The organism is Rummeliibacillus sp. TYF-LIM-RU47, assembly GCF_008638315.1.
GTDB classification, from domain to species: domain Bacteria; phylum Bacillota; class Bacilli; order Bacillales_A; family Planococcaceae; genus Rummeliibacillus; species Rummeliibacillus stabekisii.
Window position 1 is genome coordinate 1,333,637 of the sequence record NZ_VVIR01000001.1, and the last position, 24,949, is coordinate 1,358,585.

General features: G+C 37.9%; 26 protein-coding genes. 21 read left to right on the forward strand and 5 right to left on the reverse strand.

Annotation, left to right across the window (positions count from 1 at the left end):
• The first annotated feature begins 55 nt into the window (after positions 1-55).
• From F0527_RS06735 to F0527_RS06770, 8 genes are all read left to right on the forward strand, one after another.
• Positions 56-1,720: a methylmalonyl-CoA mutase family protein gene (locus F0527_RS06735; protein WP_150284922.1), complete on the forward strand. Its 1,665-nt coding sequence runs from the start codon at positions 56-58 to the stop codon at positions 1,718-1,720.
• On the forward strand, positions 1,717-3,867 hold the full coding sequence (gene scpA / locus F0527_RS06740; protein WP_150284227.1) for a methylmalonyl-CoA mutase: 2,151 nt from the start codon (positions 1,717-1,719) through the stop codon (positions 3,865-3,867). The genes F0527_RS06735 and scpA overlap by 4 nt, the downstream gene beginning before the upstream one ends.
• On the forward strand, positions 3,860-4,942 hold the full coding sequence (gene meaB / locus F0527_RS06745; protein ID WP_150284228.1) for a methylmalonyl Co-A mutase-associated GTPase MeaB: 1,083 nt from the start codon (positions 3,860-3,862) through the stop codon (positions 4,940-4,942). Before scpA ends, meaB begins: the two co-directional genes overlap by 8 nt.
• 189 nt (positions 4,943-5,131) lie before the next feature.
• On the forward strand, positions 5,132-5,866 hold the full coding sequence (locus F0527_RS06750; RefSeq protein WP_150284229.1) for an SDR family NAD(P)-dependent oxidoreductase: 735 nt from the start codon (positions 5,132-5,134) through the stop codon (positions 5,864-5,866).
• A 109-nt stretch (positions 5,867-5,975) separates the two neighbouring features.
• The gene (dacB, locus tag F0527_RS06755) at positions 5,976-7,427 is read left to right on the forward strand and encodes a D-alanyl-D-alanine carboxypeptidase/D-alanyl-D-alanine endopeptidase (protein ID WP_190323402.1); all 1,452 of its coding nucleotides are present in this window, start codon (positions 5,976-5,978) and stop codon (positions 7,425-7,427) included.
• A gap of 76 nt (positions 7,428-7,503) precedes the next feature.
• Positions 7,504-7,944 (forward strand): BrxA/BrxB family bacilliredoxin, encoded by a 441-nt coding sequence (locus F0527_RS06760; RefSeq protein WP_066786736.1) that lies wholly within the window; start codon positions 7,504-7,506, stop codon positions 7,942-7,944.
• A 182-nt stretch (positions 7,945-8,126) separates the two neighbouring features.
• The gene (locus tag F0527_RS06765) at positions 8,127-8,429 is read left to right on the forward strand and encodes a hypothetical protein (protein ID WP_150284231.1); all 303 of its coding nucleotides are present in this window, start codon (positions 8,127-8,129) and stop codon (positions 8,427-8,429) included.
• Between the two features lie 88 nt (positions 8,430-8,517).
• The gene (locus F0527_RS06770) at positions 8,518-9,006 is read left to right on the forward strand and encodes a DinB family protein (RefSeq protein ID WP_150284232.1); all 489 of its coding nucleotides are present in this window, start codon (positions 8,518-8,520) and stop codon (positions 9,004-9,006) included.
• 39 nt (positions 9,007-9,045) lie between these two features.
• On the opposite strand, the gene prli42 is transcribed toward F0527_RS06770, so the two are convergent.
• Positions 9,046-9,141: a stressosome-associated protein Prli42 gene (gene prli42, locus F0527_RS06775; RefSeq protein ID WP_150284233.1), complete on the reverse strand. Its 96-nt coding sequence runs from the start codon at positions 9,139-9,141 to the stop codon at positions 9,046-9,048.
• A gap of 227 nt (positions 9,142-9,368) precedes the next feature.
• On the opposite strand from prli42, the gene mce reads away from it, so the two are divergent.
• The 5 genes from mce to F0527_RS06800 all read left to right on the forward strand — a co-directional run bounded on the left by mce (position 9,369) and on the right by F0527_RS06800 (position 14,739).
• On the forward strand, positions 9,369-9,782 hold the full coding sequence (gene mce, locus F0527_RS06780; protein ID WP_150284234.1) for a methylmalonyl-CoA epimerase: 414 nt from the start codon (positions 9,369-9,371) through the stop codon (positions 9,780-9,782).
• A gap of 2 nt (positions 9,783-9,784) precedes the next feature.
• Positions 9,785-11,341: an acyl-CoA carboxylase subunit beta gene (locus F0527_RS06785; RefSeq protein ID WP_150284235.1), complete on the forward strand. Its 1,557-nt coding sequence runs from the start codon at positions 9,785-9,787 to the stop codon at positions 11,339-11,341.
• A 235-nt stretch (positions 11,342-11,576) separates the two neighbouring features.
• Entirely contained in the window at positions 11,577-12,698 is a 1,122-nt protein-coding gene (locus F0527_RS06790; RefSeq protein ID WP_150284236.1) for a M20/M25/M40 family metallo-hydrolase, read from the forward strand.
• Positions 12,699-12,712: 14 nt separating this feature from the next.
• A complete protein-coding gene (locus F0527_RS06795; RefSeq protein WP_150284237.1) occupies positions 12,713-13,183 on the forward strand; it encodes a chemotaxis protein CheW in 471 nt (156 codons plus the stop codon).
• A 179-nt stretch (positions 13,184-13,362) separates the two neighbouring features.
• A complete protein-coding gene (locus tag F0527_RS06800) occupies positions 13,363-14,739 on the forward strand; it encodes an amino acid permease (RefSeq protein WP_190323403.1) in 1,377 nt (458 codons plus the stop codon).
• Here the strand turns inward: F0527_RS06800 and F0527_RS06805 are convergent.
• Positions 14,736-15,362: a LysE family transporter gene (locus F0527_RS06805; protein ID WP_066786755.1), complete on the reverse strand. Its 627-nt coding sequence runs from the start codon at positions 15,360-15,362 to the stop codon at positions 14,736-14,738. The genes F0527_RS06800 and F0527_RS06805 overlap by 4 nt on opposite strands.
• 114 nt (positions 15,363-15,476) lie before the next feature.
• On the opposite strand from F0527_RS06805, the gene F0527_RS06810 reads away from it, so the two are divergent.
• From F0527_RS06810 to rnz, 4 genes are all read left to right on the forward strand, one after another.
• Positions 15,477-15,818 (forward strand): hypothetical protein, encoded by a 342-nt coding sequence (locus F0527_RS06810; RefSeq protein ID WP_150284238.1) that lies wholly within the window; start codon positions 15,477-15,479, stop codon positions 15,816-15,818.
• Positions 15,819-15,908: 90 nt separating this feature from the next.
• Complete coding sequence (locus F0527_RS06815) at positions 15,909-16,739, forward strand: MBL fold metallo-hydrolase (RefSeq protein WP_150284239.1); 831 nt, start codon at positions 15,909-15,911, stop codon at positions 16,737-16,739.
• A gap of 98 nt (positions 16,740-16,837) precedes the next feature.
• Positions 16,838-18,085 (forward strand): DNA polymerase IV, encoded by a 1,248-nt coding sequence (locus F0527_RS06820; protein ID WP_150284240.1) that lies wholly within the window; start codon positions 16,838-16,840, stop codon positions 18,083-18,085.
• Positions 18,086-18,088: 3 nt separating this feature from the next.
• Positions 18,089-19,036, forward strand: coding sequence for a ribonuclease Z (gene rnz / locus F0527_RS06825; protein ID WP_150284241.1), 948 nt, complete (start codon positions 18,089-18,091; stop codon positions 19,034-19,036).
• Between the two features lie 396 nt (positions 19,037-19,432).
• Here rnz and F0527_RS06830 read toward each other — a convergent pair whose 3' ends face one another.
• Positions 19,433-19,777 carry a hypothetical protein gene (locus F0527_RS06830; protein WP_066786769.1) on the reverse strand — a complete coding sequence of 115 codons (345 nt, stop codon included), beginning with the start codon at positions 19,775-19,777 and terminating at the stop codon, positions 19,433-19,435.
• A gap of 202 nt (positions 19,778-19,979) precedes the next feature.
• Between F0527_RS06830 and F0527_RS06835 the strand changes: the two genes are divergently transcribed.
• The 4 genes from F0527_RS06835 (at position 19,980) to F0527_RS06850 (ending at position 23,265) form a co-directional block, all read left to right on the forward strand.
• Positions 19,980-21,506 carry a DEAD/DEAH box helicase gene (locus tag F0527_RS06835; RefSeq protein WP_150284242.1) on the forward strand — a complete coding sequence of 509 codons (1,527 nt, stop codon included), beginning with the start codon at positions 19,980-19,982 and terminating at the stop codon, positions 21,504-21,506.
• A gap of 31 nt (positions 21,507-21,537) precedes the next feature.
• Positions 21,538-22,317, forward strand: a complete 780-nt coding sequence (locus F0527_RS06840; protein WP_150284243.1) for a YqhG family protein — start codon at positions 21,538-21,540, stop codon at positions 22,315-22,317.
• A 147-nt stretch (positions 22,318-22,464) separates the two neighbouring features.
• Positions 22,465-22,962 (forward strand): DUF1648 domain-containing protein, encoded by a 498-nt coding sequence (locus tag F0527_RS06845; RefSeq protein WP_150284244.1) that lies wholly within the window; start codon positions 22,465-22,467, stop codon positions 22,960-22,962.
• A 27-nt stretch (positions 22,963-22,989) separates the two neighbouring features.
• Positions 22,990-23,265, forward strand: coding sequence for a DUF2087 domain-containing protein (locus F0527_RS06850; RefSeq protein ID WP_150284245.1), 276 nt, complete (start codon positions 22,990-22,992; stop codon positions 23,263-23,265).
• Positions 23,266-23,296: 31 nt separating this feature from the next.
• On the opposite strand, the gene F0527_RS06855 is transcribed toward F0527_RS06850, so the two are convergent.
• Together F0527_RS06855 and F0527_RS06860 are read right to left on the reverse strand one after the other, a co-directional pair.
• Positions 23,297-24,664 carry an amidase gene (locus F0527_RS06855; RefSeq protein WP_150284246.1) on the reverse strand — a complete coding sequence of 456 codons (1,368 nt, stop codon included), beginning with the start codon at positions 24,662-24,664 and terminating at the stop codon, positions 23,297-23,299.
• Positions 24,643-24,846, reverse strand: a complete 204-nt coding sequence (locus tag F0527_RS06860; protein ID WP_150284247.1) for a hypothetical protein — start codon at positions 24,844-24,846, stop codon at positions 24,643-24,645. Before F0527_RS06860 ends, F0527_RS06855 begins: the two co-directional genes overlap by 22 nt.
• Between the last annotated feature and the right edge of the window lie 103 nt (positions 24,847-24,949).

A 24,949-nucleotide genomic window follows, 5' to 3' on the forward strand; every position in this document is an offset into this window, starting at 1 on the left:
TATTGTGTAAAATAGTAGTAAGAATGACAAAGGGGGGAAGCATCTACGCGTGCGTATGACAAATATGAAAGAAGTAAATTTCCCAAAACCATCTTATGAGGAATGGAAAGAAGCCTCGATTAAAGCATTAAAAGGGAAGCCTTTTGAGTCGCTTTTCACAAAAACTATTGAAGGTATTACAATTGAACCACTTTATACTATGGAAGACTTATTAAATACACTAGATGGAAAATTAGATGCACAAGCTAACACAGTCCGAGAGATGAGGAGTGAAGGTGCTTTTGCGATCGCCCAAGCCGCCTACGCTGATTGTATTGATGAATACATCTCTGAATTAAAGAATTCTGTATCATTCGGTAATCAATATTTAATGATTGACCAAGCGGGCTTTGAGTGGAGTGAAGAGGCTCTGAAAAAACTCGCAGGATTACTTAATGACCATCCATTTTTTATATGGACTGCAGATCCAGAAATCCTAAATGTTTTTGACTTTATAGAAAATAAAGAAGCCAAAGGTTTTGTATTATCTAATGAGCACTGTCAAATCAACGGTTTTCAGAATGTTCGAAAGGTAAGCGCTAACATAATTGATGCTCATTACAAAGGGGCAAACGCTGTACAAGAATTAGCGATAGCTCTTGCTATAGCGAGTGAACGAATGGAAAAAGCAGCAGATTTCAATCAGCTTGAAAATCAATTTTTCGCTGCCTTTTCTGTTGATACACAATTTTTCATGGAAATAGCAAAACTACGAGCTTTTCGAATACTTTGGAAAGCGTTTACGAAAGCTTATGGTATCGAAAATCCAAAACCTGTGAAAATTTATGCAGAAACATCACTTAGAAGATTCTCAAAATTAGATCCTTACGTAAACTTGCTACGGGCAGGGAATGAAGCATTTACTGCGGCTATAGGTGGAGCTGATCTTTTAACAGTACACCCTCATAATATTATAACAAAGCCAACAAGCCAATCAGTTCGGATTGCACGAAATGTGGGCTTGGTAATACGCGAAGAATCGCATGTTACCAAGATAGAGGACCCTTCTGGCGGTGCTTATTATATCGAATCATTAACGCACGATTTAGCTAAAGAAGCCTGGGAAAAGTTCGTTGAAATTGAAGCAATGGGTGGCTATACACAATATGTAGAAAGTGGCCGATTAGAAAAAGAGCTTGAAGAAACAATGACTAAACGTCTTCTTGAAGTGGAAACAAGGAAAACTATACTTGTTGGCACAAACGATTTTGCTGATGCTAATGAAGAGGCTTCAGTTGAAACATTTTATAAGGTTCAACGTCTTGCAGAACCATTCGAAGGTTTAAGACGAACAATGAAAGATGCAAAAATCAAAGCAGCAATTTTGCCATTTGGCGATTTGAAAAAGATTAAGCCGCGTATAGATTTTGCTACAGGGGTCTTAGCTACTGCCGGTATGATTTCTAACGTAATAGAGCCTACATCAGATATAGAAAAAGCTAAGGAGTGGTTAAAAAATAGCAAAGAGGATTATGTCATTTTCTGTGCAACAGATGAGGATACTCTGAATGCAATCCCTGTTTTATTGGAAGAAAAACCAGCCTCAATTATATTGGATGTGGCGGGAAAATTTGATACGGATTGGCACACAAAAGGTTTAAACGGATATTTATACAAAGGCCAAAATATGATCCGAAAGTTGAAGAATATTGCTGAAACATTGAAGGAGGTTCAACGATGAAACCTAATTTTTCAACTATTCACATAGAAGAAGTTTTGCGTGAAGAACTTCCATCAAAAAATCAATCTACATTTATGACAAATGAAAATATAGAAGTTAAAACCAGCTACTCGTTCAATGATATTAAAACCGCAGCTCATCTTCATGATGTAGCAGGAATAGCGCCTAATACAAGAGGGCCTTATCCAACTATGTATATTGGCCGTCCATGGACGATTCGGCAATATGCTGGTTTTTCAACAGCAGAGGAATCGAATGCTTTCTATCGCCGAAACTTAGCAATGGGCCAAAAAGGCCTTTCCGTTGCATTTGACCTTGCAACACACCGAGGCTATGACTCTGACCACCCTCGTGTGACGGGGGACGTAGGTAAAGCAGGAGTTGCCATTGATTCTGTTGAAGATATGAAAATACTATTTGATGGAATCCCGCTTGATCAAATGTCTGTATCCATGACAATGAATGGTGCAGTGCTACCGGTGCTTGCTTTTTATATAGTAGCTGCTGAAGAACAGGGCATCACTCCAGATAAGCTTGCAGGCACAATCCAAAATGATATTTTAAAAGAGTATATGGTGCGTAATACATATATTTATCCGCCTGAAATGTCGATGAAAATCATCGCTGATATTTTTGAATATACATCAAAATTTATGCCGAAATTCAATTCTATTTCTATTTCCGGCTATCATATTCAAGAAGCGGGAGCTACAAACGATATCGAGCTAGCTTATACTTTAGCGGATGGGCTAGAATATGTCCGTACAGGACTGAAGGCAGGCATCGACATTGACAACTTTGCACCTAGATTGTCTTTCTTCTGGGCGATTGGCATGAATTATTATATGGAAATAGCCAAAATGCGTGCAGCTCGTCGCATTTGGGCTCAAATGATGTCTTCATTCAACCCTAAAAATCCTAAGACCCTTGCTCTTCGCACACATTCACAAACATCTGGCTGGTCTTTAACAGAACAAGATCCGTTTAATAATGTGACACGGACATTGATTGAAGCCAATGCTGCAACCATGGGGCATACACAGTCACTTCATACAAATGCTTTAGATGAAGCCATCGCACTTCCGACAGATTTTTCTGCTCGGATTGCACGAAATACACAGCTTTTTCTGCAAAATGAAACGCAAATGACCAAAACAATTGATCCATGGGGCGGTTCTTATTATGTTGAGAAGTTGACTGACGAATTAACAAAGTCTGCATGGACGTTGATTGAGGAAATTGAAGAGCTAGGTGGTATGGCAAAAGCAATTGAAACTGGGCTACCTAAAATGAGAGTTGAGGAAGCATCCGCAAAGCGGCAAGCTAAAATTGATTCTAAAACAGAAACAATCATAGGCGTCAATAAATATCGTTTAGATAAAGAGGATCCTATAGAAATATTAGATATCGATAATACGATGGTACGTCAATCTCAAATTGATCGAATTCAATTAATGAAAGAAAAACGAGATGAAAAGAAAGTACGCTATGAATTAGATCGCTTAACTCAAGCTGCAGAAACAGGGGAGGAAAACTTACTTACAGTAGCTGTAGATGCAGCAAGGGAAAGAGCCACGCTTGGAGAAATTTCGAATGCCATTGAATCAGTTGCAGGACGACATAAAGCAGTCATCCGCTCTATTAGCGGTGTCTATGCTTCCAACTATTCTGATAAGGAAGCTATAGAAGAGATCAAACAAATGACTGAGGAATTCTTAGAAAATGAGGGAAGACGCCCAAGGATTTTAGTCGCTAAAATGGGCCAAGACGGCCATGATCGCGGAGCTAAAGTTGTTGCTACTGGATATGCAGACTTTGGTTTTGATGTGGATATATCACCGTTATTTATGACACCAGAAGAAACCGCACAAATGGCGGCAGAAAATGACGTTCATGTTGTTGGCGTTTCGTCTCTAGCAGCTGGTCATAAAACATTAGTGCCCGCTCTCATCGATGAATTAAAAAAACTAGGCAGAGAGGACATTATCGTGATTGTCGGTGGTGTTATTCCTGCTCAAGATTACGAATTTTTATATCAGAGCGGTGCCCAAGCAATCTTTGGACCTGGTACAGTATTGCCTATTGCATCTCAAAAAATGATTGAACTTATCTATAAGAATTTAGGGTACGAGGAAGTAAATGACTGATAAAAAATCAGCATTATTTGTCCAGCCAGGGGTTCAATCGATACATGACGGGATGCAGGAAACCAAACGAAAGAAGTTTGTTAAAAAGACGAAAGTCAAACAGAATCTAGACGAACTAGCTGAAAATATAAAGGAAGGCTCGCGTCTGCATTTGGCAAAAGCCATTACCCTTCTTGAAAGTGCTCATCCAGAAGATCAATCGGATGCGCAGGACTTACTTAAAAAGATGCTTCCCTATACAGGTGCTTCCATTAGAATTGGCATAACTGGTGTTCCAGGAGCGGGGAAAAGCACCTTCATTGAAGCTTTCGGCAAAATGCTCTGTGAAAGAGGACATAGAGTTGCTGTACTCGCTATTGACCCAAGCTCCACCGTCAATGGAGGTAGCATTCTTGGAGATAAGACAAGGATGGAGCAACTCTCACGCGAGCCCAATGCATTTATTCGTCCGTCTCCTTCAGCGGGGACCTTAGGCGGTGTGCATAAAAAAACACGAGAAACCATGCTATTATGCGAAGCAGCAGGCTACGATATCGTACTAATCGAAACGATGGGAGTCGGCCAGAGCGAGACAATTGTAAGAGGTATGGTAGATTTCTTTTTACTTCTTGTCCTGACAGGAGCAGGAGATGAACTACAGGGAATGAAAAAAGGCATCATGGAATTAGCAGATACAATTATTGTGCATAAAGCTGATGGGGATAATCTTCGTCCAGCGCAAAGAACCATGTCAGAGTACAAACGAATACAGCATTTTTTACAGCCTGCCACACCTGGGTGGGATACGAGGACACACCTTGTATCCTCTCTTGAAAACAAAGGGTTATCAAGAATACAAGAAACGATTGAAGAATTTCGGGAAACCTGTATGAAAACGGGTTTTTGGTCAAGCCGTCGCACCAAACAGACAACTGAATGGTTCCAGGCTATGATTCGAGATCGTTTAATCGACACTTTTTATGCAAATGATGATACAAAACAACGAGTTTCTCAATTTGAAAAACAAATAACTGAAGGACAGATGACTGTATCTCAGGCAGTTGATTTACTATTTTCTGACGAAAAGACTGAGTGAATTTAGCTCGGTTTTTTCGTACTTCTCGGATGAAATAAGCTGATAACGCTTAATCGTAGTTTTCATTCTAAAAATTGAATTTAATAATCCAATAAAATCTTCATTATAGTAGGAAACATTTAAAAGAGACATCTACTAAATAAAATATTTTAAATATTAAAAAAATAGTAATAACTGGGGGAAATAAATATGTTCGCAGGGAAAACAGTAGTCATTACAGGAGCCGCAAAAGGAATAGGTCGATCTATCGCATTAATGTATGCAAGACAACATGCAAATTTAGTGTTGGCTGATATCAATCCTACAGGAGAAGAATTTGCTAAGGAATTGGGTAGCCGTGCCATATTTGTGCAAACGGATGTGCGAAAACTAGATGATATCATCCATTTAATGAGCGAAACTGTAAACCATTGGGGTAAGATTGATGTTCTAGTCAATAACGCAGGGAAATTCGTGCCTGTATCACCATATGAATCTACTATTGATGAATGGGATGACATAATGAATACCAACCTGAGAAGTGTATTCTTATGTTCGAGAGAAGCAGCAAAATATATGCGAAAACAAGAAAATGGCGGATCCATTGTGTCGATTGCATCAACACGCGCATTTATGTCTGAACCGAATACAGAAGCATATGCTGCTACAAAAGGAGGCATTGTGGCTTTGACGCATGCATTAGCACGATCATTTGGGCCAGATGGCATTAAGGTCAACTGTATATCTCCAGGCTGGATTGAAACAGAGGATTATGAGGCACTAACCGAAACTGACCATGCAATGCATTTGAGTGGCAGGGTTGGGAAACCAGACGACATTGCCAATGCGTGTATGTTTCTTACTCATCCTAAAAACGATTTTATTACAGCTCAAAATGTTACCATCGATGGTGGGATGACGAAGAAAATGATGTACGAGGATTAATAAGTTGAAAGGGTAAATGAGAAGATATAGCTCAGTTACTCTTTTTTTCGACATATTTCGCGTGACTTATTCATATACTTGCCCTAAAGCTCTATTGGGGGAGGGTAATATGTACAAAAAGTATATATTCTTCTTAATTATTCTATGTCTTATTGCAATGCCGTTCACAAATATAGCCAATGCTAATTTTGAAAATGATGTAGAAATAGATGGGAATCTAAGAAGCACCATAGTACAAGAATTACCCGCTGCTGATGTCAGTATGGTCATTCGTAATTTAGAAGGTCAAATTATATTTAATTATAATGGGGATAGGTCACAAAAACCTGCTTCGAATTTGAAACTTTTCACAGCGGCGGCTGCTTTAAGTGAGCTAGGGGAAAATTATCGTTTCAAAACGAATGTCTTTATGGATGGAATAGTGAAAAAAGGTGTTTTGCAAGGCGATTTGTATCTTCAAGGGAAAGGTGATCCTACTCTTTCTATGAACGACTTGAAAGAACTGGCCGCATTTCTTCATAGTCAAGGATTAAAGAAAATAAATGGACGTATTGTAGCTGATGATTTCTATTTTGATCAAAAATTGCTTACTCCGCACATTGAAAAAGAAGACCAATCTTATTATTATGCTGCCCCTGTCACAGCATTAATGATTTCACCTAACAAAGATTACGATGCAGCCTCCGTCCTAATAGAGGCAAAGGGTAACAAAGAGGGGAAAAAGCCTACATTGCACATAGAACCTGCTAAAGGAGAACTAATTATTCGTAATGAGGCAAAAACAGTTGCATACGGACAGCCGAATACGCTCAAAATCGAAAGGGCATTTGGCACACGTAAAGTGTATATTACAGGTAATTTGCCAAGGGAACAGACAGTAAGAGAATGGATAGCTGTTCCACAGCCAACAAAACAGACGATGACATTATTTAAAGAGGCATTAAAAAGTCAGCAAGTAGACTATACAGATACCACATTTTACAGAGCCGTACCTCCAAAAAACGCACACCTTATTGCACAGAAGCAGTCGGTGCCTTTAAAAGAAATAATGATTCCATATATGAAGTTGAGTAATAATAGTATCTCCAATGTTTTAGTAAAGACCCTCGGAAAAGAAGTGAAAAAAAGGGGTAGTACTCCTGCAGGACTGAAAGCTATTAAGAAATATGCAGCATCTACTCACATCCCTATAAAAAACACTGTGTTGGACGATGGGTCGGGTTTATCGCAAGAAAATCGTTTGACAGCAGAGGATTTAACTGAATTATTATATAAGATTTATAAAGACGAAAAGTGGTTTAATACGTATTTTAATAGTTTGCCAATCGCGGGGAAGAATGATCGCTTAATAGGGGGATCCCTCCAAAATCGACTGACCTCTCCTCTGACAAATGGGCGTGTATTTGCAAAAACAGGTTCTATTGAAAGTGTAAATACTTTAAGCGGTTATTTCATTGGGCAAAGTGGCAAAATGTATATCTTTAGCTTGCTTGTCGAAAATCAAGAAGATACTGTAGAGGAAATAGATCATATTATAACGGAAGCTGCGCGTGTTCTATAATCCTGAAACGATCATTTTGAAAAGTGGACGAACACCTGTTATAGTAATAGTGATGTAAAAAAAGGAGCGAATACACATGAATATGGATTACGATTTATTTATGCAAGATATGCTGCGCCAAGCTCGCAGTGAATTGTCTGGAAACGGTTATGAAGAATTAAAAACAGCCGAACAAGTAGAGGATGCTTTCAACCGTCCTGGAACTACTTTTGTTATGGTCAATTCTGTTTGCGGCTGTGCAGGGGGTATTGCCCGCCCAGCAGCAGTACACGCGATTAATTATGATAAACGTCCTGATCATCTAGTAACCGTATTTGCAGGCCAAGACCAAGAAGCTACTGCTCAAGCACGTATGCACTTTGGTGAAGACCATATCCCTTCATCTCCATCATTTGTTATGCTGAAAGACGGGCAGCCAGTGGCTGAAATTGGCCGTCATGAAATCGAAGGACATGATCCTATGTCTGTAATTACTTCAATCCAAGCGTATTTTGAAGAATTTTGTGATGAAGTATAATTGAAAAGTAATAAGAGCTTCCTCTATTGGAAGCTTTTTTTGTTTTGATAAACTGGTAGGTGGTATGCTTCTTTCTCATTCAGATCTATCATTTCTTCAAGAAAGAATATATTAAAAGATGAATAATTTTATGAATCTCTCCATACTCTATGAATAACGGAAAATCGTAGAGGAGGGAAAGAATGATAGATATAAAAGAATATACAGATGATGTGGCTACTCTATTGATAAAGGATATACAGCAAGAGATTCAACGATTAACGGAAGAAGCAGTGAAATCTATTCAACAACAAAGAGTTCTATCTCAAAAAAGACGGTTATTAATTGAAAGCTTTGATAGCATTAGCAGTGCCATGACACAATTATTTATTAAAGATTTGATAATGGGGATGGATCAGGAAATTGCCAAACTAGACGAAAAGATTCATAAATGTGAAGCTCATAAAGAATACTATAACGACATCTTAGAAGTAGTAAGAAATTAACAGAGCCCAGTCATTTCAGTATAGAGGTACTAGTATAGTAAACTATGAGTGTAAAGAAGTGAATCTAAACTTAAAGGGAGCTTTCAGAATGAAAATCAATGACCAAGCAAGAGAAGAACTATTAACAGAAATAAGTGGCATATCTGATGAAAACTTAAATAAAAAACCTTCATCAGAAGAATGGTCTATCAAGGAAATTGTAGAGCATTTATATTTGTTGGAATCTAATGTAGCGATGATGATAAAGCAAAATGCTGAAAAAGGGGAGAATGCTACAGTAAGTCATAAACCTATTGAAGCAACTGTTAATCGCGATGTTAAAGTCAACGCTCCTGCCACTGCATTACCATCTGATAAATTTGCTAGCATTAATGAGCTGGAAGAGAAATTATCAACCTCACATCAGCAGTTAGAAGAGGTAGAAAAAGCAGTAGACGTACAATTACTTAAACAAAAAGCATTTCCTCATCCTGCTTTTGGACTGATGGGTCTCGACCAATGGATTCCTTTTGTTGGCTACCATGAAAAAAGGCATATTCTACAAATACAAGAAGTTAAGCAAAAGCTAGGACTATAAAAAAAGAGCAGACTGCTATTTACAGAGTCTGCTCTTTTATTATCGAATCATTGCTAAACCGAATGTTAGAATGGACATGACCATAATAAGAGCCATTAATATAACGACTACTTTTTGAATAGTTTTATTGCTCATTGTTCTCTCTCCTTTTTACCGATACATAAATACTTTAATCCATAACCTCAAGAGGGACAAAGACAGCCTACCCTCAATATATGGAAAACGGAACCTAAATTGAAGTTTCACTTGTTTCGCTAATCTCTTAAAAATATTTTACCAAATCTCATTCAATAAACAAGTATTAGTAGAGTTTTCTGAATAATTCAGCTACAATAGACTAGAATACAAAAGGGGTGTCAGCATTGAAAAACATAGATCATATAGGCATTGCCGTTAAGAATTTAGATGAACGTATTACATATTATACAAATGTATTAGGAATGAAATTATTAAATATTGAAGAAGTAGAGTCAGAGGGAGTGCGAGTTGCATTTATAGATGCAAACAATACGCATATAGAATTGCTTGAGCCGCTTACAAATGAAAGCGCTATATATAAATATTTAGAAAAGAGAGGAGAAGGTATACATCATATCGCTCTTTTAGTAGAAAACATTGAGGATGAAATGGAAAGAATTCGAAAAGAAGGAGCAACCCTTTTATCAGAGAAGCCAAAGAACGGCGCGGGCGGGGCTAAAGTTGCTTTTATTCATCCTAAATCATCGAATGGCGTTCTTTATGAATTAGTCGAACGTAACGAAAAGAAGGAGAGTTAACCATGGATATGTATGACAAAATCAATGAACTATATGATAGAAAAAGAGAAATTGAGCTTGGGGGCGGCGAATCTCGCATTGATAAACAGCATGAAAAAGGTAAATTAACAGCACGTGAACGCATTGATTTGCTACTGGATGAAGGTACATTTGTAGAAATCAATCCTTTTGTTCATCACAGGACAGTTGATTTTGACATGGCAGAGAAAAAGGGACCAGGAGATGGCGTAGTTACAGGCTACGGCAAGGTTAACGGACGCCCGGTATATGTATTTTCTCAAGATTTCACCGTATTTGGCGGTGCGCTTGGCGAGATGCATGCGAAAAAGATTGCTAATGTAATGGATTTAGCTGCAAAAAATGGTGCTCCATTTATTGGTATCAATGATTCCGGAGGTGCCCGCATTCAAGAAGGTGTGTTATCGCTTGATGGCTATGGACATATCTTCTATCGGAACTCTATTTATTCAGGCGTCATCCCACAAATTTCCGTTATTATGGGACCCTGTGCAGGGGGAGCGGTTTATTCACCTGCTATTACGGATTTTATATTTATGGTTGATAATACATCCCAAATGTTTATTACAGGACCGAAAGTTATTGAAACTGTGACAGGCGAAAAAATTACTTCAGAGGGACTCGGCGGTGCTAAAGTCCATAATACTATTAGCGGCAATGCTCATTTTCGAGCGTCTGAAGAACCGGATGCATTGGAACAGGTGAAACAGTTACTTAGTTATTTGCCGCAAAATAATAGAGAGAAAACGCCAACTCAACGACGGGAAGATTCTTCAAACGACGATAATTTCCGTTCAGAATTACTAGACATTGTACCAGTTGATCAAACAAAAGCTTATGACGTTAGGAAAGTTATTGAACAAGTGGTGGATGCAAATTCATTTATGGAAGTGCAGAAAGAATTTGCAAAAAATGTGGTTGTTGGTTTTGGACGAATTGATGGTGAATCAGTGGGCCTTGTATGCAATCAGCCGAAAGTACTTGCTGGCGGGCTTGATATCGACTCATCCGATAAACTGGCACGTTTTGTTCGTACATGTGACTCTTTCAATATTCCGATCATTACATTTGAAGATGTATCTGGCTTTTTCCCTGGAGTCAAACAAGAGCACGGCGGCATCATTCGTCATGGTGCAAAAATTCTCTTTGCCTATTCAGAAGCGACGGTACCTAAAATAACTGTCATTCTAAGAAAAGCTTATGGTGGTGCTTATGTAGCGCTGAACTCTAAATCTATTGGAGCGGATATGGTATATGCATGGCCAAATGCTGAAATTGCAGTAATGGGGGCATCTGGAGCAGCTAATATAATCCATGCTGCAGAAATTTCAGGCGCCAGTGACCCAGAAGCAATGCGTACGAAAAAAATTGACGAATACAAAGAAAAGTTTGCCAATCCTTATGTGGCGGCATCACATGGCTTAGTAGACGATGTGATTGATCCGAGAGAAACACGTATAAAACTAATGCAATCACTTGAAATGCTTCGCTCCAAGCAAGAAACACGGCCATATAAAAAGCATGGCAATATTCCTCTATAACAAATAATAATAAATGTTAATGTTGCCTCCTGAGGCAACTACATAGGTGTTTGGACTGAATTATGATAAACTATTTATTGAAACTTTACACAGTGGGAATATTATTTTCCACTGTGCTTAAAGCATACCCATCCTAACAGTTAAGGCAGTTATTTTTCATTAGGAATTTTGACTTCGTAGTAAGTTAAGGGTTTAAAGTACCATTTTTATTACATAGATAAAGGAGTCTTGCAACATGCCAAGCCGTATTGTAGAAGAATTTATGGAATTAGTTCAAATCGATTCCGAAACATATCATGAGGAAAAAATCTCGCCTGTTTTGATTAGTAAATTAGAAGCATTAGGTTTTGATGTTTTTGAAGATGATTCAGCGAGCCGCAACGGCCATGCATCAGGAAACTTAATCGCAACATTAAAAGGCTCATTAACAGATGTTCAGCCGATTTACTTCACATGCCATATGGATACTGTTGTACCTGGTGTAGGTATTAAACCAGTGATTAAAGAAGATGGATATATTTATTCAGATGGTACAACTATTCTTGGAGCAGATGATAAAGCAGGAATTGCTGGACTGCTTGAATTAGCTAAACGCTTAAAAGAAGAAAATATTGAGCATGGCGACATCGAATTCATCATTACAGCTGGTGAAGAATCAGGTCTTGAAGGAGCAAAAGAATTAGACCGTAACAAAATCACTGCAAAATATGGTTTTGCAGTAGATTCTGACGGTAAGGTAGGGGGCATTGTTACAGCAGCTCCATTCCAAACAAAAATCTTTGCTACATTAAAAGGAAAAACTGCGCACGCTGGTGTAGAACCTGAAAAAGGTGTATCTGCTATTACTATAGCTGCAAAAGCAATTGCCAAAATGAAGTTAGGCCGAATCGATTCTGAAACAACTGCAAATATCGGTCGTTTTGAAGGCGGTAAAGCTACAAATATTGTCTGTGATGAAGCATCTGTATTAGCAGAATGTCGTTCACTTGTAGAAGAAAAGTTAATTCAACAAGAAAATCATATGAAGGAAGCATTTGAAACAGCTGCAAAAGAATTGGGTGGCGAAGCAGAAGTAGAAGTTGCTCGTATGTATCCTGGCTTCAAATTTGGTCCGGATGATTTAGTTGTTCAAATTGCACAAGAAGCTGCAAGCAATATTGGCCGTGAACCAAAATTAATGCAATCAGGTGGCGGCAGCGACGCCAATGTAATCGCAGGCTTTGGTATACCAACAGTTAACTTGGCATTGGGCTATGAAAATATTCACACAACATCCGAAAGAATGCCTATTGAAGAGCTAGAAAAATTGGCTGAGCTTCTTGTAGAAATCGTAAAATGTTCTGCTAAAGTGAAATAGAGGGAAAGCAAACTATGAAAGTTATCGTTTTTTCATGTGGAAAAGAAGAATATGCAGTGCCGGTTGAACGTGTGGACGCAATAGAAAAGGCGGAACATATTACGCCTATTCCGCATCTTCCTGAGTATTTAGTTGGTTTTTCAAAGATTAGAGGCGAATTGCGTCCCATTTTAGATTGTGAGCGCATTTTATATCAAAGAAATGCCGATTTATCGACTGCGAAAGTGATAGTCATTCAATCAGACGAATTAATATTTGGTTTGATGGTGGCAGATGCTAAAGAAATTCTAGACATTGAAGAATCTGCTCTGAAACAAGTTGGACTTGTTAATTATGCCAAAACTCAATTCTTTGAGGCAGTAGCAAACCTAGATGATCGATTGATTACATTGATTTCGCCAGATGTGCTAGTTGATACATTGGAAGGAATTAAAGATATTAAAGCCTACTTGCAACACCTTAAAGACGAAGAAGTCCAAATATAAAATTATTATTATTTTGAGCCATAAGCTTCCATTGCTTATGGCTCTTTTTGTTTTTAGTTCATACAACTAATCGCGATGATATGAGCCAATCTGCTTCTTCTTCTATACTAACAAGAGTAAAGCGTATAAATTTAAATATATTGCTTAAAATAGGCGTGATAAGAAAGGCAGGGATTCTGATGGAAATTCCTTCACGTATTGGGTCGCAAAGCAATGATAAAAAGGAAAAGAAGCTATCATGGTGGCAGCTATCACTTGTTGGAGTAGGAAGTATAATTGGGACCGGTTATTTTCTGGGTTCGGGAATAGGTATAACAAAAACAGGGCCGTCTATTATGATTGCTTTCATTTTAGCAGGCTTAGGTACTTATATTGTAATGGATGCTCTTGGTAAAATGTCTGCGCATAATCCACAAAAAGGTTCATTTCGCTCGTATGCTAAGATAGCTTACGGCAATTGGGCAGGATTTAGTAGCGGATGGGTATATTGGTTTTCAGAAATTCTTATTACCGGTAGTCAATTGACTGCCCTTTCATTACTTACTCGTTTTTGGTTTCCTTCTATCCCTTTATGGATTTTTGCTTCAATTTATGCAATTCTCGGTGTGCTAGTCGTAGTGATTGGTACGAAAGGTTTTGAAAAAATTGAAAATATATTTGCTGTCATTAAGGTAGCTGCGATTTTCATGTTTATTATTTTGGCCATCGCAGTCATATTCGGCTTATTTGGCGGCAGCAAAAATGATTTTAGCATGCCGAGTAATTTTAAAGAATTTTCTCCTTATGGGCTTATGGGGCTATGGGGTGCACTTATATTTGGCTTTTATGCATTTGGAGGTATTGAAATCATGGGTATCCTCTCCACAAGGCTAAAAAATAAGGAAGATGTTAAGAAATCAGGCAACGTGATGTTAGCTATACTCACAACTATATATTTAATATCCATTTTCCTCGCATCCTCGTTAGCGGCATTGGAAAAATTCAATGCAAAAGAAAGCCCATTTGCTATCGCATTGGATCCATACCAGTTATCTTTTTTTCCACATGTTTTTAACGGAGCTATTATTATTGCCGGTTTTTCAACAATGGCAGCATCATTATTTGCAGTAACAAGCATGTTAGTAACGATGTCTGAAGATTCAGATGCCCCAAAAATCTTTTCTAAACAAGGAAAACTGAAAGTGCCTCCATTTGCTCTTGGATTGACGATTTGTGGATTGATAGCTTCTATTATATTTTCAAGGATTATGCCAGACCGAGTATATGAATACATCACTACTGCCGCCGGTCTTATGCTTTTATACAATTGGCTCTTTATTTTAATTTCTTTGCCAAAGATCGTGAAAGCAACCAGTTTTGATCATATCAAACGCTTTGTTGGCATGGCGTTAATCCTTGTAGCAATAAGCGGGACATTGCTTCATAAGTCAACAAGAATGGGTTTTTATATGAGTTTATTATTTGTAGCTTTTGTTGCAATTGTGCTGATTATTCGCCATTTCACTCAGAAAAAAGGTACCAAAAAGAAAGTAAATAGTTATCCAAAAGGCATTTAGAAGAACATTAGTTTTATGGCTTGAATGCCAAAATAAAGACCGAATCCAATTAAAGATAATCCGGAAATGAAAGAAATGGCCACTAACAGCTTTCCAGCAACAAATTTTTTAAAGCTGCTAGCAGTCAAAGCCATTGTCACATCCCACAGCAATAATCCTAAAAAGATAGCGAAACTATAGAGGGCAATGTGCATATTATCATTTTCGGAAATGGTCTTTGCTAATATCGAACCATAAATACCTAACCAAAATAGGATTGTTAGTGGATTTGAGATGGACATAAAAAAGCCAGAGAAGAACGATTTTGACAATGAAGCGTTATTTTTTTTTGTTGTAACTTGTACATTACCAGCACTAACCATACTCTCAATGCCTGTATAAATAAGCACAAAACATCCAAAAGACCATAATAGAGTTTGCATAAAAGGCGTATCAAGAAATTGTACAACCCCTAAATAAACCACAAGCATATAAATCCCATCAGCAAGAATAGCACCTAAACCAACGAACCATGAATGCAAGAAGCCGAATTTCAACGCTTTGTCCAACTGTGCAGCATTTACAGGACCAATTGGTGCAGCTAAGGATAAACCTAGAAAAATATAGCTAAAAAAAATCCCCATTAAGTATCTCCTTCAAGAAAAGTGTTTAGTACATGCTATTCAAAAGCTGTCTATTCTACAACTATTATTTAGAAGAATCTATGATGAAATTAATTAAAGGGAGTTGAAAATAGAATGCCACTATATGTTTACCAAACGTTTGAAATCAAACAAGAAAAATTCAAGGAAGCTGTTGAGAACTTGCAGGAATTAAAAAAATACCGCAATGAAAATTATCATCACATAGTCGATATTCTACTGCCGATTGTGGGAGAAGATTACACGTATGCACTTTTAGCAACATATGATGGCTTGGCTGAAATGGAACTACAAAATAAAAAAATGTACGATGATGACAAATATTTAGAATTGGTTGGTTCATTTTTCTTGGAGAATGTTGTTCAGGGCAGTATGAAGACAATGGTTTACCGCTCAATGAACGATAAAAAAGAGCAGCAAGGAAAAAAGGAAGAATAAACTTAATATCCATGGACTCAGTGGGGGCAATGATTCTTTTCTGAAAGAAAGGGTAATAGATCACAAACAGAATTAGAAAGGAGATTAAGTATGGAACAAGAGATGAAGTATGGCAATGATTATAAATTCATCCCTGCTACTTCCATTGCAAGTGGTAAAGGGGTCGAGGTGCTCCCTGATCTTTATATGTATACAACACAGATCGCAAATATTTGCTTAGTTGGCGAGCCGAATAGCAATGAGTTTGTACTAGTAGATGCGGGGGTTCCAAAGCAAGCTGACAAGATTATTGCAGAGGTAGAGGACCGTTTCGGAAAAGAGAATAAACCAAAGGCGATTATTCTTACACATGGCCATTTCGATCATGTCGGATCTATTATTGAACTGATCGAAAAGTGGGAAGTCCCAGTATATGCACACGAATTGGAGATGCCTTACCTAACAGGAGCAATGAATTATCCCCATCCCGATGCTAGTTCAGATCCTGGGTTAGTTGCAAAAATGTCTCCTATGTTTCCGAACGATGCGATTAACTTAGGCAATCATGTACAAGCATTGCCAACAGATGGGAGTGTGCCTTTCTTACCTGAGTTTCGTTGGATTCATACACCAGGACATACGAGAGGTCATGTCTCATTCTTCAGAGATAAAGACCGTGCCTTAATCGCAGGAGATGCGTTTATAACAGTTAAGCAAGAATCTCTGACAAGTGTGATTTCGCAAAAAGAGGAAATTAGCGGGCCACCAAAATATCTGACGCAAGACTTTGATGAAGCATTAAAGTCGATAAAAAAGTTAATACAATTAAAGCCTGAAGTGGCAATCACAGGACACGGCGTAGCAATGTCAGGTCAAGAATTAAGAGATGGTCTGGATCACTTTGTCCATCATTACGGTGAATATGCAAAGCCTAATCAATAAATCATGAGCAAGCGGAAATCTCGCTTGCTTTTTTATCGAAATAAAACTGAAAAATTTGGTATACTAAAGAGAGAACGTGTGATCGATGGAGGGATTGTATGAATGGTCGTGGAAGGATTATATTTCATATCGACATGAATAGTTTTTATGCTTCTGTTGAACAAGCATACCATCCTGAACTAAAGGGGAAGCCTGTAGCCATTGCGGGTAATCCTAGCGAACGGAAAGGGATACTCGTTACTTGTTCTTATGAAGCAAGGGCGAAAGGCATTTTTACGACAATGGCTGTATGGGAAGCAAAGAGACAGTGTCCCAATCTTATTGTGCTGCCACCTAACTTTGAACGATATCGCCATGCGTCAAAAGCGATGTTCGATATCCTACGCTCATACACCGACCTTGTTGAGCCTGTATCGATCGATGAAGGCTATGTAGATGTAACGGAAATTGCACATGGAATTGAAGCAATACAACTTGCAAAAATGATCCAAACACGTATATTGCATGAGCTTGATTTGCCTTGTTCAATTGGCATAGCGCCGAACAAGTTTTTAGCTAAAACGGCTTCTGATATGAAAAAGCCCATGGGCATTACAATCTTACGGAAGCGCGATGTAGAAAAAATGCTATGGCATTTGCCTGTCATTGAGATGCACGGTGTTGGCTCTAGCACTTCCAACAAACTAAAAGAAATCGGCATTGCAACAATTGGCGATTTAGCGAGAAGCGAAGATTATTTATTGAAAGCGAATCTTGGCAAAAATGGTCTTCGTTTAAAGAAAAGAGCACAAGGAATAGATCAAAGGGAAGTCGATCCTAATTCTATCTACGACACTAAATCAGTTGGGCACTCCATGACATTTCCTTCTGATTTAATGATTCTTTCAGAGCTTCAAACTGCTATAGAAGAACTATGTATGCGCGTAGCTAAAAGGTTGGATGCGAAGAAATTAGCAGGGCATACGGTCTCCATTTTAATTAGAGATGCTGATTGGCATAATTATACACGGAGCAAAACTTCACAAAACGCTATTTTTAAGAAAAAAGATATTGAAGTAATCGCACTCTCCCTTATTGAAAAACATTGGAATGGAAATCCTGTACGCCTGCTTGGTGTGACAGTTAGCAATGTAGTAGATCAGTCAAACACAGTAGAACAACTATCTCTTTTTACATATGAACAATACGCAAAAGAGGAGCCAATTCGTAAAGTTGTTGAACAATTGCAATATAAATTCGGCAAGGATATGATTACAAAAGGCATTAAACAGGCAAAAAAACCTACCTATGAATCAAAAACAAGCTTTAGCAAAGATTTTTTAGATGATCACCGAGAGAGGGGATAATAGATGCAAATCCAATTTTTAGGAACTGGTGCGGGCATGCCATCAAAAGGAAGAAATGTGAGTTCGCTTGCCCTGAAATTATTAGAAGAAAGAGGGACTATTTGGCTTTTTGACTGTGGAGAAGCTACCCAGCACCTCGTATTACACACAACAATTAAACCACGTAAAATTGATAAAATCTTTATCACACACTTGCATGGCGACCATATTTTTGGACTGCCTGGATTTCTTGGATCTCGCTCCTTTTTGGGAGGGGATGGACCTTTAACCATATATGGACCAAAAGGCATTGAGGAATGGATTCTTCTTACCTTCAAAATTACAGGCACACATTTGGGTTATCCTATTCGCTTTGTAGAAGTGAATGAAGGAATTATATTTGAAGATGAGCAATTTATAGTTACGGCGATGCTATTAGAGCACGTGGTACCAAGCTATGGTTATAGAATTGAGCAAAAACAGCAAAAGGGTACTCTTCTCATGGATAAAGCTGTTGCACTTGGCGTACCTAAAGGGCCATTATTGGGAAAACTTAAGAATGGAGAAGACATTGTATTAGAGGATGGGACAGTTGTCAGAAGTATAGATGTTACCGAAGAGCCTAAGAAAGGGTTTACTGTCACCATTTTAGGGGACACGATGTATTCTGAAAATAGTATCAGACTTAGTGAAGAAGCCGATGTTTTGATTCATGAAAGCACGTTTGATGCTTCTCTTGAAGAAGGAGCGGCTGCTTACGGGCACTCAACCAATCTAATTGCAGCCAAGGTTGCACAAAAAGCAAGGGTTAAAAATTTGCTACTAAACCATATTAGTGCGCGTTACTTATCTGAAGACGCATCAAAAATGGTTCATGAAGTAAGAAAGATTATTCCGAATGCTTATATTGTGAGGGACCTCGATGAATTTACCTGGCTACACGGAGAATTAAAACAATCATTAAAAAAATAATATGATTAATTTTAGTTGAATGCTGAAATTCAGCAAATGAAATGGAAAAATGCCCAAATATGCATTTGGGCAAATTGAAACTGAAAAAGGTGGGAGTGTCTATATTTTGAGCCTTCAGACAAAGGGCGTTGCCTGAAGTTATAGGAGGAATTTTCCAAGTGACTAAACGCGCAAATGGCTTCACCAAAGCCATGGCTGTTATCACTTGGATTATTAGTAGTATATTCATTTCAAGAGAAGCTGTTTGTGCGGTTGTCTAGTGATATCAAATCAATTCTGTTATAACAGGTACTCTAGTTACCTTAGTTGAACCGTAAATTAGTAAAAACATTAATACAACTAGCATGACAGCATTCGAAAAAGCTCCACTTCCAAAAATATTATTATTCTTATTATTCAAGAATCATCACCTTTTTGTGTGCGTTGTTGAAAAACATCAAAAACATCGTTCCATCCATTAGTGCCATGCGAAAAATTATTAGGGTTATTATTTTTATTATCATCACCAGTCTTAAATTTCCCTATTAATGTCACTATAAGTGCTGGTGATTCACGGAATAGCTGAACTCCATCCACTTTTAACTTCCCTGAAAGTAATAAAGCAGCTACCACGACATCCAATGGTTTACCACTTGTTAAATCTTCTAAGCTATAGTCATTTACGGCCGGATGTTTTTTGAAGTTGGAAGAGGATGAATTACTGCTTTTTCTTCTGTTTTCTGAATTATTATTTCCACTCATTCAAAAAACACCTCCTTTTTATTGTGCAAATGAGAATTAAAACGAAATGAATACATAATTAATTTATGCTTCCTTCCTCTTCTTAGTATATGAGTAGGACGACAAATGAATTGGTTTAATGCCTGCTTAATTTATTAAGGAAATAACATAGTTTATGCGATATTGGCACATGTTAAGACAAAAGAATATAAGAGGTGATCGCATGAATGTGGAAAAATCGCCTAATTGGGAGGAAGAATTCGCTGAAAGGCTCAACACACAACAGTGGGATAGCTGGAAACTGTACAAAATGTGCTACGATGTTGTTAAAACGAATCTTATCACTGAATTTACTGGCTTAAAGTCATTGAAATATTTGCCCAACGTAACACCGCTTGAACATCAGCTAGAAGCCGCCCAGACGGTGATCGAAAGGATGAACGGTAAAGCTATACTCGCGGATGAAGTAGGACTCGGTAAAACAATTGAAGCAGGTCTAATATTAAAAGAATACCTCATGAGAGGCCTTGTTAAAAAAGCTCTAATTCTTGCACCAGCATCTCTTGTCAATCAATGGTCTGATGAGTTAACGAGTAAATTTTATATACCGGCCATCCCCTATAGAAAGAACACTTCCATTGAGCATACAGATATTCTCGTCATGAGTATGGATACTGCCAAAAAAAGTCCTCATAAAGAGGCTATCTATGCAGAGGCATATGACATGATTATTATTGATGAAGCGCATAAACTTAAAAACCATAAGACTAAAATCTACGAATTTGTTCAAAGCTTAAAGAAAAAGTTTTGTCTATTATTAACAGCTACCCCGATTCAAAATGACGTATTTGAACTTTTCAATCTCATCTCACTTCTAAAACCCGGTCATCTAGGCAACTTCGATGTGTTTCAATCATCATTTAAAGCAAGCAAGCATGATTTAGAAAATGACGAGTTTTTAAAGGAACTTGTTAATCAAGTAATGGTCCGAAACAGGCGTCAGGATACTGGCATTGAGTGGACAACAAGAAAAGTGCATAATATCCCTGTTGAATTTACTGAAAAGGAAAGAGCAGTTTATGATTTAATACTTCAGTTGAAAGACATCTCACCTGTCTTTTCAGGTTCCTTTTCTAAGATTACATTGCAAAAAGAAATGTGCAGCAGTAAAGAAGCTACATGTCTTACACTAGAAAATATGATGAAAAACTGTAATACGAAAGATGAAATTGCATTCGTCGAAGAAGTAATACAACAATTAATGGCACTCCAAACGAATGCTAAGGCTGAAAAAGTGTTAGAGATTGTACGTAGTGCCGAGGATAAGGTGATTATCTTTACAGAATATCGTGCAACCCAGATTTTTCTTCAATGGTTCTTGCATAATAACGGCATAACCAGTGTACTATTTAACGGTAAATATAATAAAAGTAAACGCGATTATATGAAATATTTGTTTAAGGAAAAGGCGCAAGTATTAATTGCTACGGAAGCGGGAGGCGAAGGTATTAACCTTCAATTCTGCCACCATATTATTAACTATGACTTACCATGGAATCCAATGAAGCTAGAACAACGAATCGGCCGTGTACATCGCTTAGGACAAGAACACGATGTCCAAATCTATAATTTGGCAATAGCAGATACGATTGAACAAAAAATATTGGATCTACTGCATTTGAAAATTGACGTTTTTGAAAAAGTTGTCGGAGAGTTAGATGATATCTTAACTTATAAACATCCAATTTAGGTTTAGGAAAATGTTAGAAAGGAGGAAAAGCATGTATTCTTCACAAGTAAACGAATATCTGAGCCATTTTTTTGAAGAAACAGACTGTTCTATTATCGAAAGGCATCCTCATTATATTACGGCTCAATTGACAATCGACATGGACAAACGAATTATGAATCGGCCTTATTATTGGAAATATGTTGAGAGTACGAATGGGGTTCCTTGCCCTGCCCAACTCACATGTATTACACATCCAGAAGAAGTTTTGGAAGATGTAAAAGGGGAGATCGTACGATTTGGTTCTTATCGGCTTAATCAAATCTTTCGTGTAGCACAGCAACTCGGTGCATATGTCCATTTATATGAAGATGTTGATGATAATCAGGGCCAAATATTTTTAACGCCTTTTCTCGGTGTAAACTATAAAGTTTCCTATTACTGTGATCAAACAAAAGAAATGCTTTTTTCTTTTGGCTTGAATTTAATGACTGGGGAAGTAATCGAACAATTCCATGAACAGATTCAAGAACTGTCATTTGTCCCGGAAATACCGGATGCTGCATTTCCATTACAATATATTATAAAACCGCTCAGAGGAATAGAACGACTTGATGAGTTACTTTATAATATCATCCAATGCGATGACCATAATTGGGCAGAGAAAGCAAAACAAAAATGGGTTCGAGATCAAAGGGTTCTCGATTACTTCTATAATGATGTAGAAGATAAACCTGAGTGCTACGAAATCGAAAAAAAAGCACTAGAGGAACGGTATGCAGCGAAGATTAAATGTGAAATTATTAATGGCGGTATCTTTTATTTGAAATAAGTTGGAGCTCAATACACTATGCTGTATTGGGCTCTTTCGTATGGGGATATTGAAATAAAAGCAAAATTTTTATTGAATTATGTTATTATTGGATTATACATACATAAATTCCAACTAAATCATAATAAAGGGGTGAGAAGAAATTTCATGGGAAAAAGACCAAAAATTCACCTGCCTAAAACTAAAAATGAAAAAATATTTGATATGTTTGGCTATTTGTTCTTTGCTGGGTCAATTATCTTTCTAGTGCTTATATGGGGACGCTTGCCAGAACAGGTTCCTGCTCATTACAATGCAGCAGGCAAGGTGGACCGCATGGGCTCAAAATGGGAACTTTTTTTATTGCCGGGGATTAGCTTGATCATCTTCCTTATTATGTTGCCAATTGAAAAGCACCCGGAAATCCATAACTACCCCGCAAGATTAAACGAAGAAAATGCAACAAGCTTTTACTTAATCAGTAGGCAAATGCTCAACCAAATAAAAAATATCTGCCTAATTCTTTTCTCTCTGATTGCATTTGAGTCCGTTTCCATTGCGATGGGATGGTGGAAGGGGTTTGGTATATGGTTTCTCCCTGCCGTTCTTGCATGCACACTTATACCATTAGTTGCGGGGATTATACGGCAACAGAAAATCCAGTAAAGATGTAAGTGAGTAGGGGAGATGCTTATGAATAAAACTATCCAAGAGCGTTACTTTAAAAAAGGACAGCTGCTGACAATACCTAAAAAAGAAAAAAACAAATTGCAGATTCTAGAAATCATCATTCAACGCTTTAAAAAAAATAAAATATACACAGAAAAAGAAGTAAATGAAAACCTACAGCAAATGTATGATGACTTTGCTATTTTGAGAAGATACTTGGTGGATTATGACTATCTGCGAAGAACAAATGATGGCAGCCAATATACAGTCAATTCAGATGACGCCCTATATAACAAATAAAAAGGACATGAAGCCCATTTCATGTCCTTTTTTATATTATAGTTTCAAAAGCATGCCCTGTTTGTAATAGTAATTCCTCAGAGAGATGATTCCCGATGATTTGCATGCCTACAGGAAGTCCTCTGGGATCAAAACCTATCGGCACAGTTAAGCTCGGAGTACCCGTTAGGTTGACAGGAGCAGTAAACGGCATACAACGATTTTCCACATCTAAATTCTGAGATACCCAATCCATACTCCAAGCAGGTGTTTCTATAGGTATGGCTGGGCCTATTAGAAGGTCGACATCTTCAAATATTTGCTGAAGAGCGTAAGTCATTTTTCTTCTTGCTTTTTGAGCCTCTAAATATTGTGTCGAATTGGTTAAGGCTCCAGATAAGAGCGTGGCATGCACATCGGTGGAGTAATCTTTTGGATGAGTCTTAAGCCAGTCAGTATGATAAGCAGCCGCTTCACTTACTACTGTTGTGAAACTTGCAAAAGTTGTCAATTCCAATTCTGGTATCTCAATGTGTACTATATTTGCACCTAAAGCATTTAAGTTGTTCACCGCAAGAAGGAATAGTTTTTCGACCTCAGGATCTAATCCTCTGAGGTAGTATGAAGGAATGCCGATCTTTATCCCCTTTATTCCCTTTGTTAAGTTTTCTGTATAGTTCGGTATCTCCACCCGAATGCTTGCTGTATCGAGCGGGTCATAGCCTGCCATGTATTGGAGCATAAGGGCTAAATCGGATACAGAACGTGCCATAGGACCTGCTGTATCTAATGACATAGCAGTAGGAATAATACCGTACTTGCTTATTAAACCATAGGTCGGCTTTAGACCATAAACGCCGCACATGGAGGCTGGGACACGTATAGAGCCAAATGTGTCAGAACCTGTTGCAATCGTTGTAAGGCCAGCAACTAAAGAAGCAGCAGCTCCACTGCTGGAGCCACCTGGCATGTAATCATTATTCCATGGGTTGTTTGTTGAGCCAAACGTTAAATCAGTACCTGTAACTCCGGCTCCCAATTCGTGCATATTTTGTTTACCCAACATAATGCTACCTGATTTGAGCAATTTTGTTACTACTGTTGCGGATTGATTAGGAATAAAGTTTTCAAGAAGTTTAGAGCCAGCGGTAGTTCGAATACCCTTTGTACAATAATTATCTTTTATCCCAATTGGAATACCATGTAGGGGACCTTTATAGATTCCCCGCATAATTTCATTTTCAGCTTCTTTTGCTTGAATTAAGGCGAGCTCAGGTAATGGCGTGATATATGTTTTTAGTTCTGTGTCATATTTCTCTATCCTATGGAGAAATAGAGAAACCAACTCTACAGGGGATATGGTTTTTCCTTGAATAAGTGGAGCCAGTTCAGTGGCTGTCATTTTGAAAAGTTCTGGCAACAGATCACCTCCTTATCGAAAATAGTTATTGGTGATACTGCGTGAAGATCAGGAAATGCTTGAAGAGAGATCTGAGAATGACGGATAGTAGTAAGGATACTTTCAATATATGGCAATTCTGTTGGTGCAAAAGGATACCCCTGTAAATACATAGATTGCTCTATGAAGTTTTGGTTAGACATATATAGTTACCCCCTATTTATCAGTTGATATTACTATATGTTTTGCCTATAGATGGGTGCATGTCGAGTTTGTTTCTAGAGTTAAATAACTAAACAACTAAAA

Excerpts from the sequence above, each read along its gene's own strand:
- F0527_RS06735 (WP_150284922.1), top strand. The coding sequence starts at position 56 with ATGACAAATATGAAAGAAGTAAATTTCCCAAAACCATCTTATGAGGAA.
- F0527_RS06805 (WP_066786755.1), bottom strand. The coding sequence starts at position 15,362 with ATGGGGATTTTTTTTAGCTATATTTTTCTAGGTTTATCCTTAGCTGCA.
- F0527_RS06810 (WP_150284238.1), top strand. The coding sequence starts at position 15,477 with ATGCCACTATATGTTTACCAAACGTTTGAAATCAAACAAGAAAAATTC.
- F0527_RS06790 (WP_150284236.1), top strand. The coding sequence starts at position 11,577 with ATGCCAAGCCGTATTGTAGAAGAATTTATGGAATTAGTTCAAATCGAT.
- F0527_RS06760 (WP_066786736.1), top strand. The coding sequence starts at position 7,504 with ATGAATATGGATTACGATTTATTTATGCAAGATATGCTGCGCCAAGCT.
- F0527_RS06815 (WP_150284239.1), top strand. The coding sequence starts at position 15,909 with ATGGAACAAGAGATGAAGTATGGCAATGATTATAAATTCATCCCTGCT.
- F0527_RS06800 (WP_190323403.1), top strand. The coding sequence starts at position 13,363 with ATGGAAATTCCTTCACGTATTGGGTCGCAAAGCAATGATAAAAAGGAA.
- dacB (WP_190323402.1), top strand. The coding sequence starts at position 5,976 with ATGTACAAAAAGTATATATTCTTCTTAATTATTCTATGTCTTATTGCA.
- F0527_RS06795 (WP_150284237.1), top strand. The coding sequence starts at position 12,713 with ATGAAAGTTATCGTTTTTTCATGTGGAAAAGAAGAATATGCAGTGCCG.
- F0527_RS06770 (WP_150284232.1), top strand. The coding sequence starts at position 8,518 with ATGAAAATCAATGACCAAGCAAGAGAAGAACTATTAACAGAAATAAGT.
- F0527_RS06785 (WP_150284235.1), top strand. The coding sequence starts at position 9,785 with ATGGATATGTATGACAAAATCAATGAACTATATGATAGAAAAAGAGAA.
- F0527_RS06820 (WP_150284240.1), top strand. The coding sequence starts at position 16,838 with ATGAATGGTCGTGGAAGGATTATATTTCATATCGACATGAATAGTTTT.
- F0527_RS06765 (WP_150284231.1), top strand. The coding sequence starts at position 8,127 with ATGATAGATATAAAAGAATATACAGATGATGTGGCTACTCTATTGATA.
- F0527_RS06830 (WP_066786769.1), bottom strand. The coding sequence starts at position 19,777 with ATGAGTGGAAATAATAATTCAGAAAACAGAAGAAAAAGCAGTAATTCA.
- F0527_RS06845 (WP_150284244.1), top strand. The coding sequence starts at position 22,465 with ATGGGAAAAAGACCAAAAATTCACCTGCCTAAAACTAAAAATGAAAAA.
- F0527_RS06850 (WP_150284245.1), top strand. The coding sequence starts at position 22,990 with ATGAATAAAACTATCCAAGAGCGTTACTTTAAAAAAGGACAGCTGCTG.
- F0527_RS06840 (WP_150284243.1), top strand. The coding sequence starts at position 21,538 with ATGTATTCTTCACAAGTAAACGAATATCTGAGCCATTTTTTTGAAGAA.
- meaB (WP_150284228.1), top strand. The coding sequence starts at position 3,860 with ATGACTGATAAAAAATCAGCATTATTTGTCCAGCCAGGGGTTCAATCG.
- F0527_RS06750 (WP_150284229.1), top strand. The coding sequence starts at position 5,132 with ATGTTCGCAGGGAAAACAGTAGTCATTACAGGAGCCGCAAAAGGAATA.
- scpA (WP_150284227.1), top strand. The coding sequence starts at position 1,717 with ATGAAACCTAATTTTTCAACTATTCACATAGAAGAAGTTTTGCGTGAA.
- rnz (WP_150284241.1), top strand. The coding sequence starts at position 18,089 with ATGCAAATCCAATTTTTAGGAACTGGTGCGGGCATGCCATCAAAAGGA.
- prli42 (WP_150284233.1), bottom strand. The coding sequence starts at position 9,141 with ATGAGCAATAAAACTATTCAAAAAGTAGTCGTTATATTAATGGCTCTT.
- F0527_RS06835 (WP_150284242.1), top strand. The coding sequence starts at position 19,980 with ATGAATGTGGAAAAATCGCCTAATTGGGAGGAAGAATTCGCTGAAAGG.
- F0527_RS06860 (WP_150284247.1), bottom strand. The coding sequence starts at position 24,846 with ATGTCTAACCAAAACTTCATAGAGCAATCTATGTATTTACAGGGGTAT.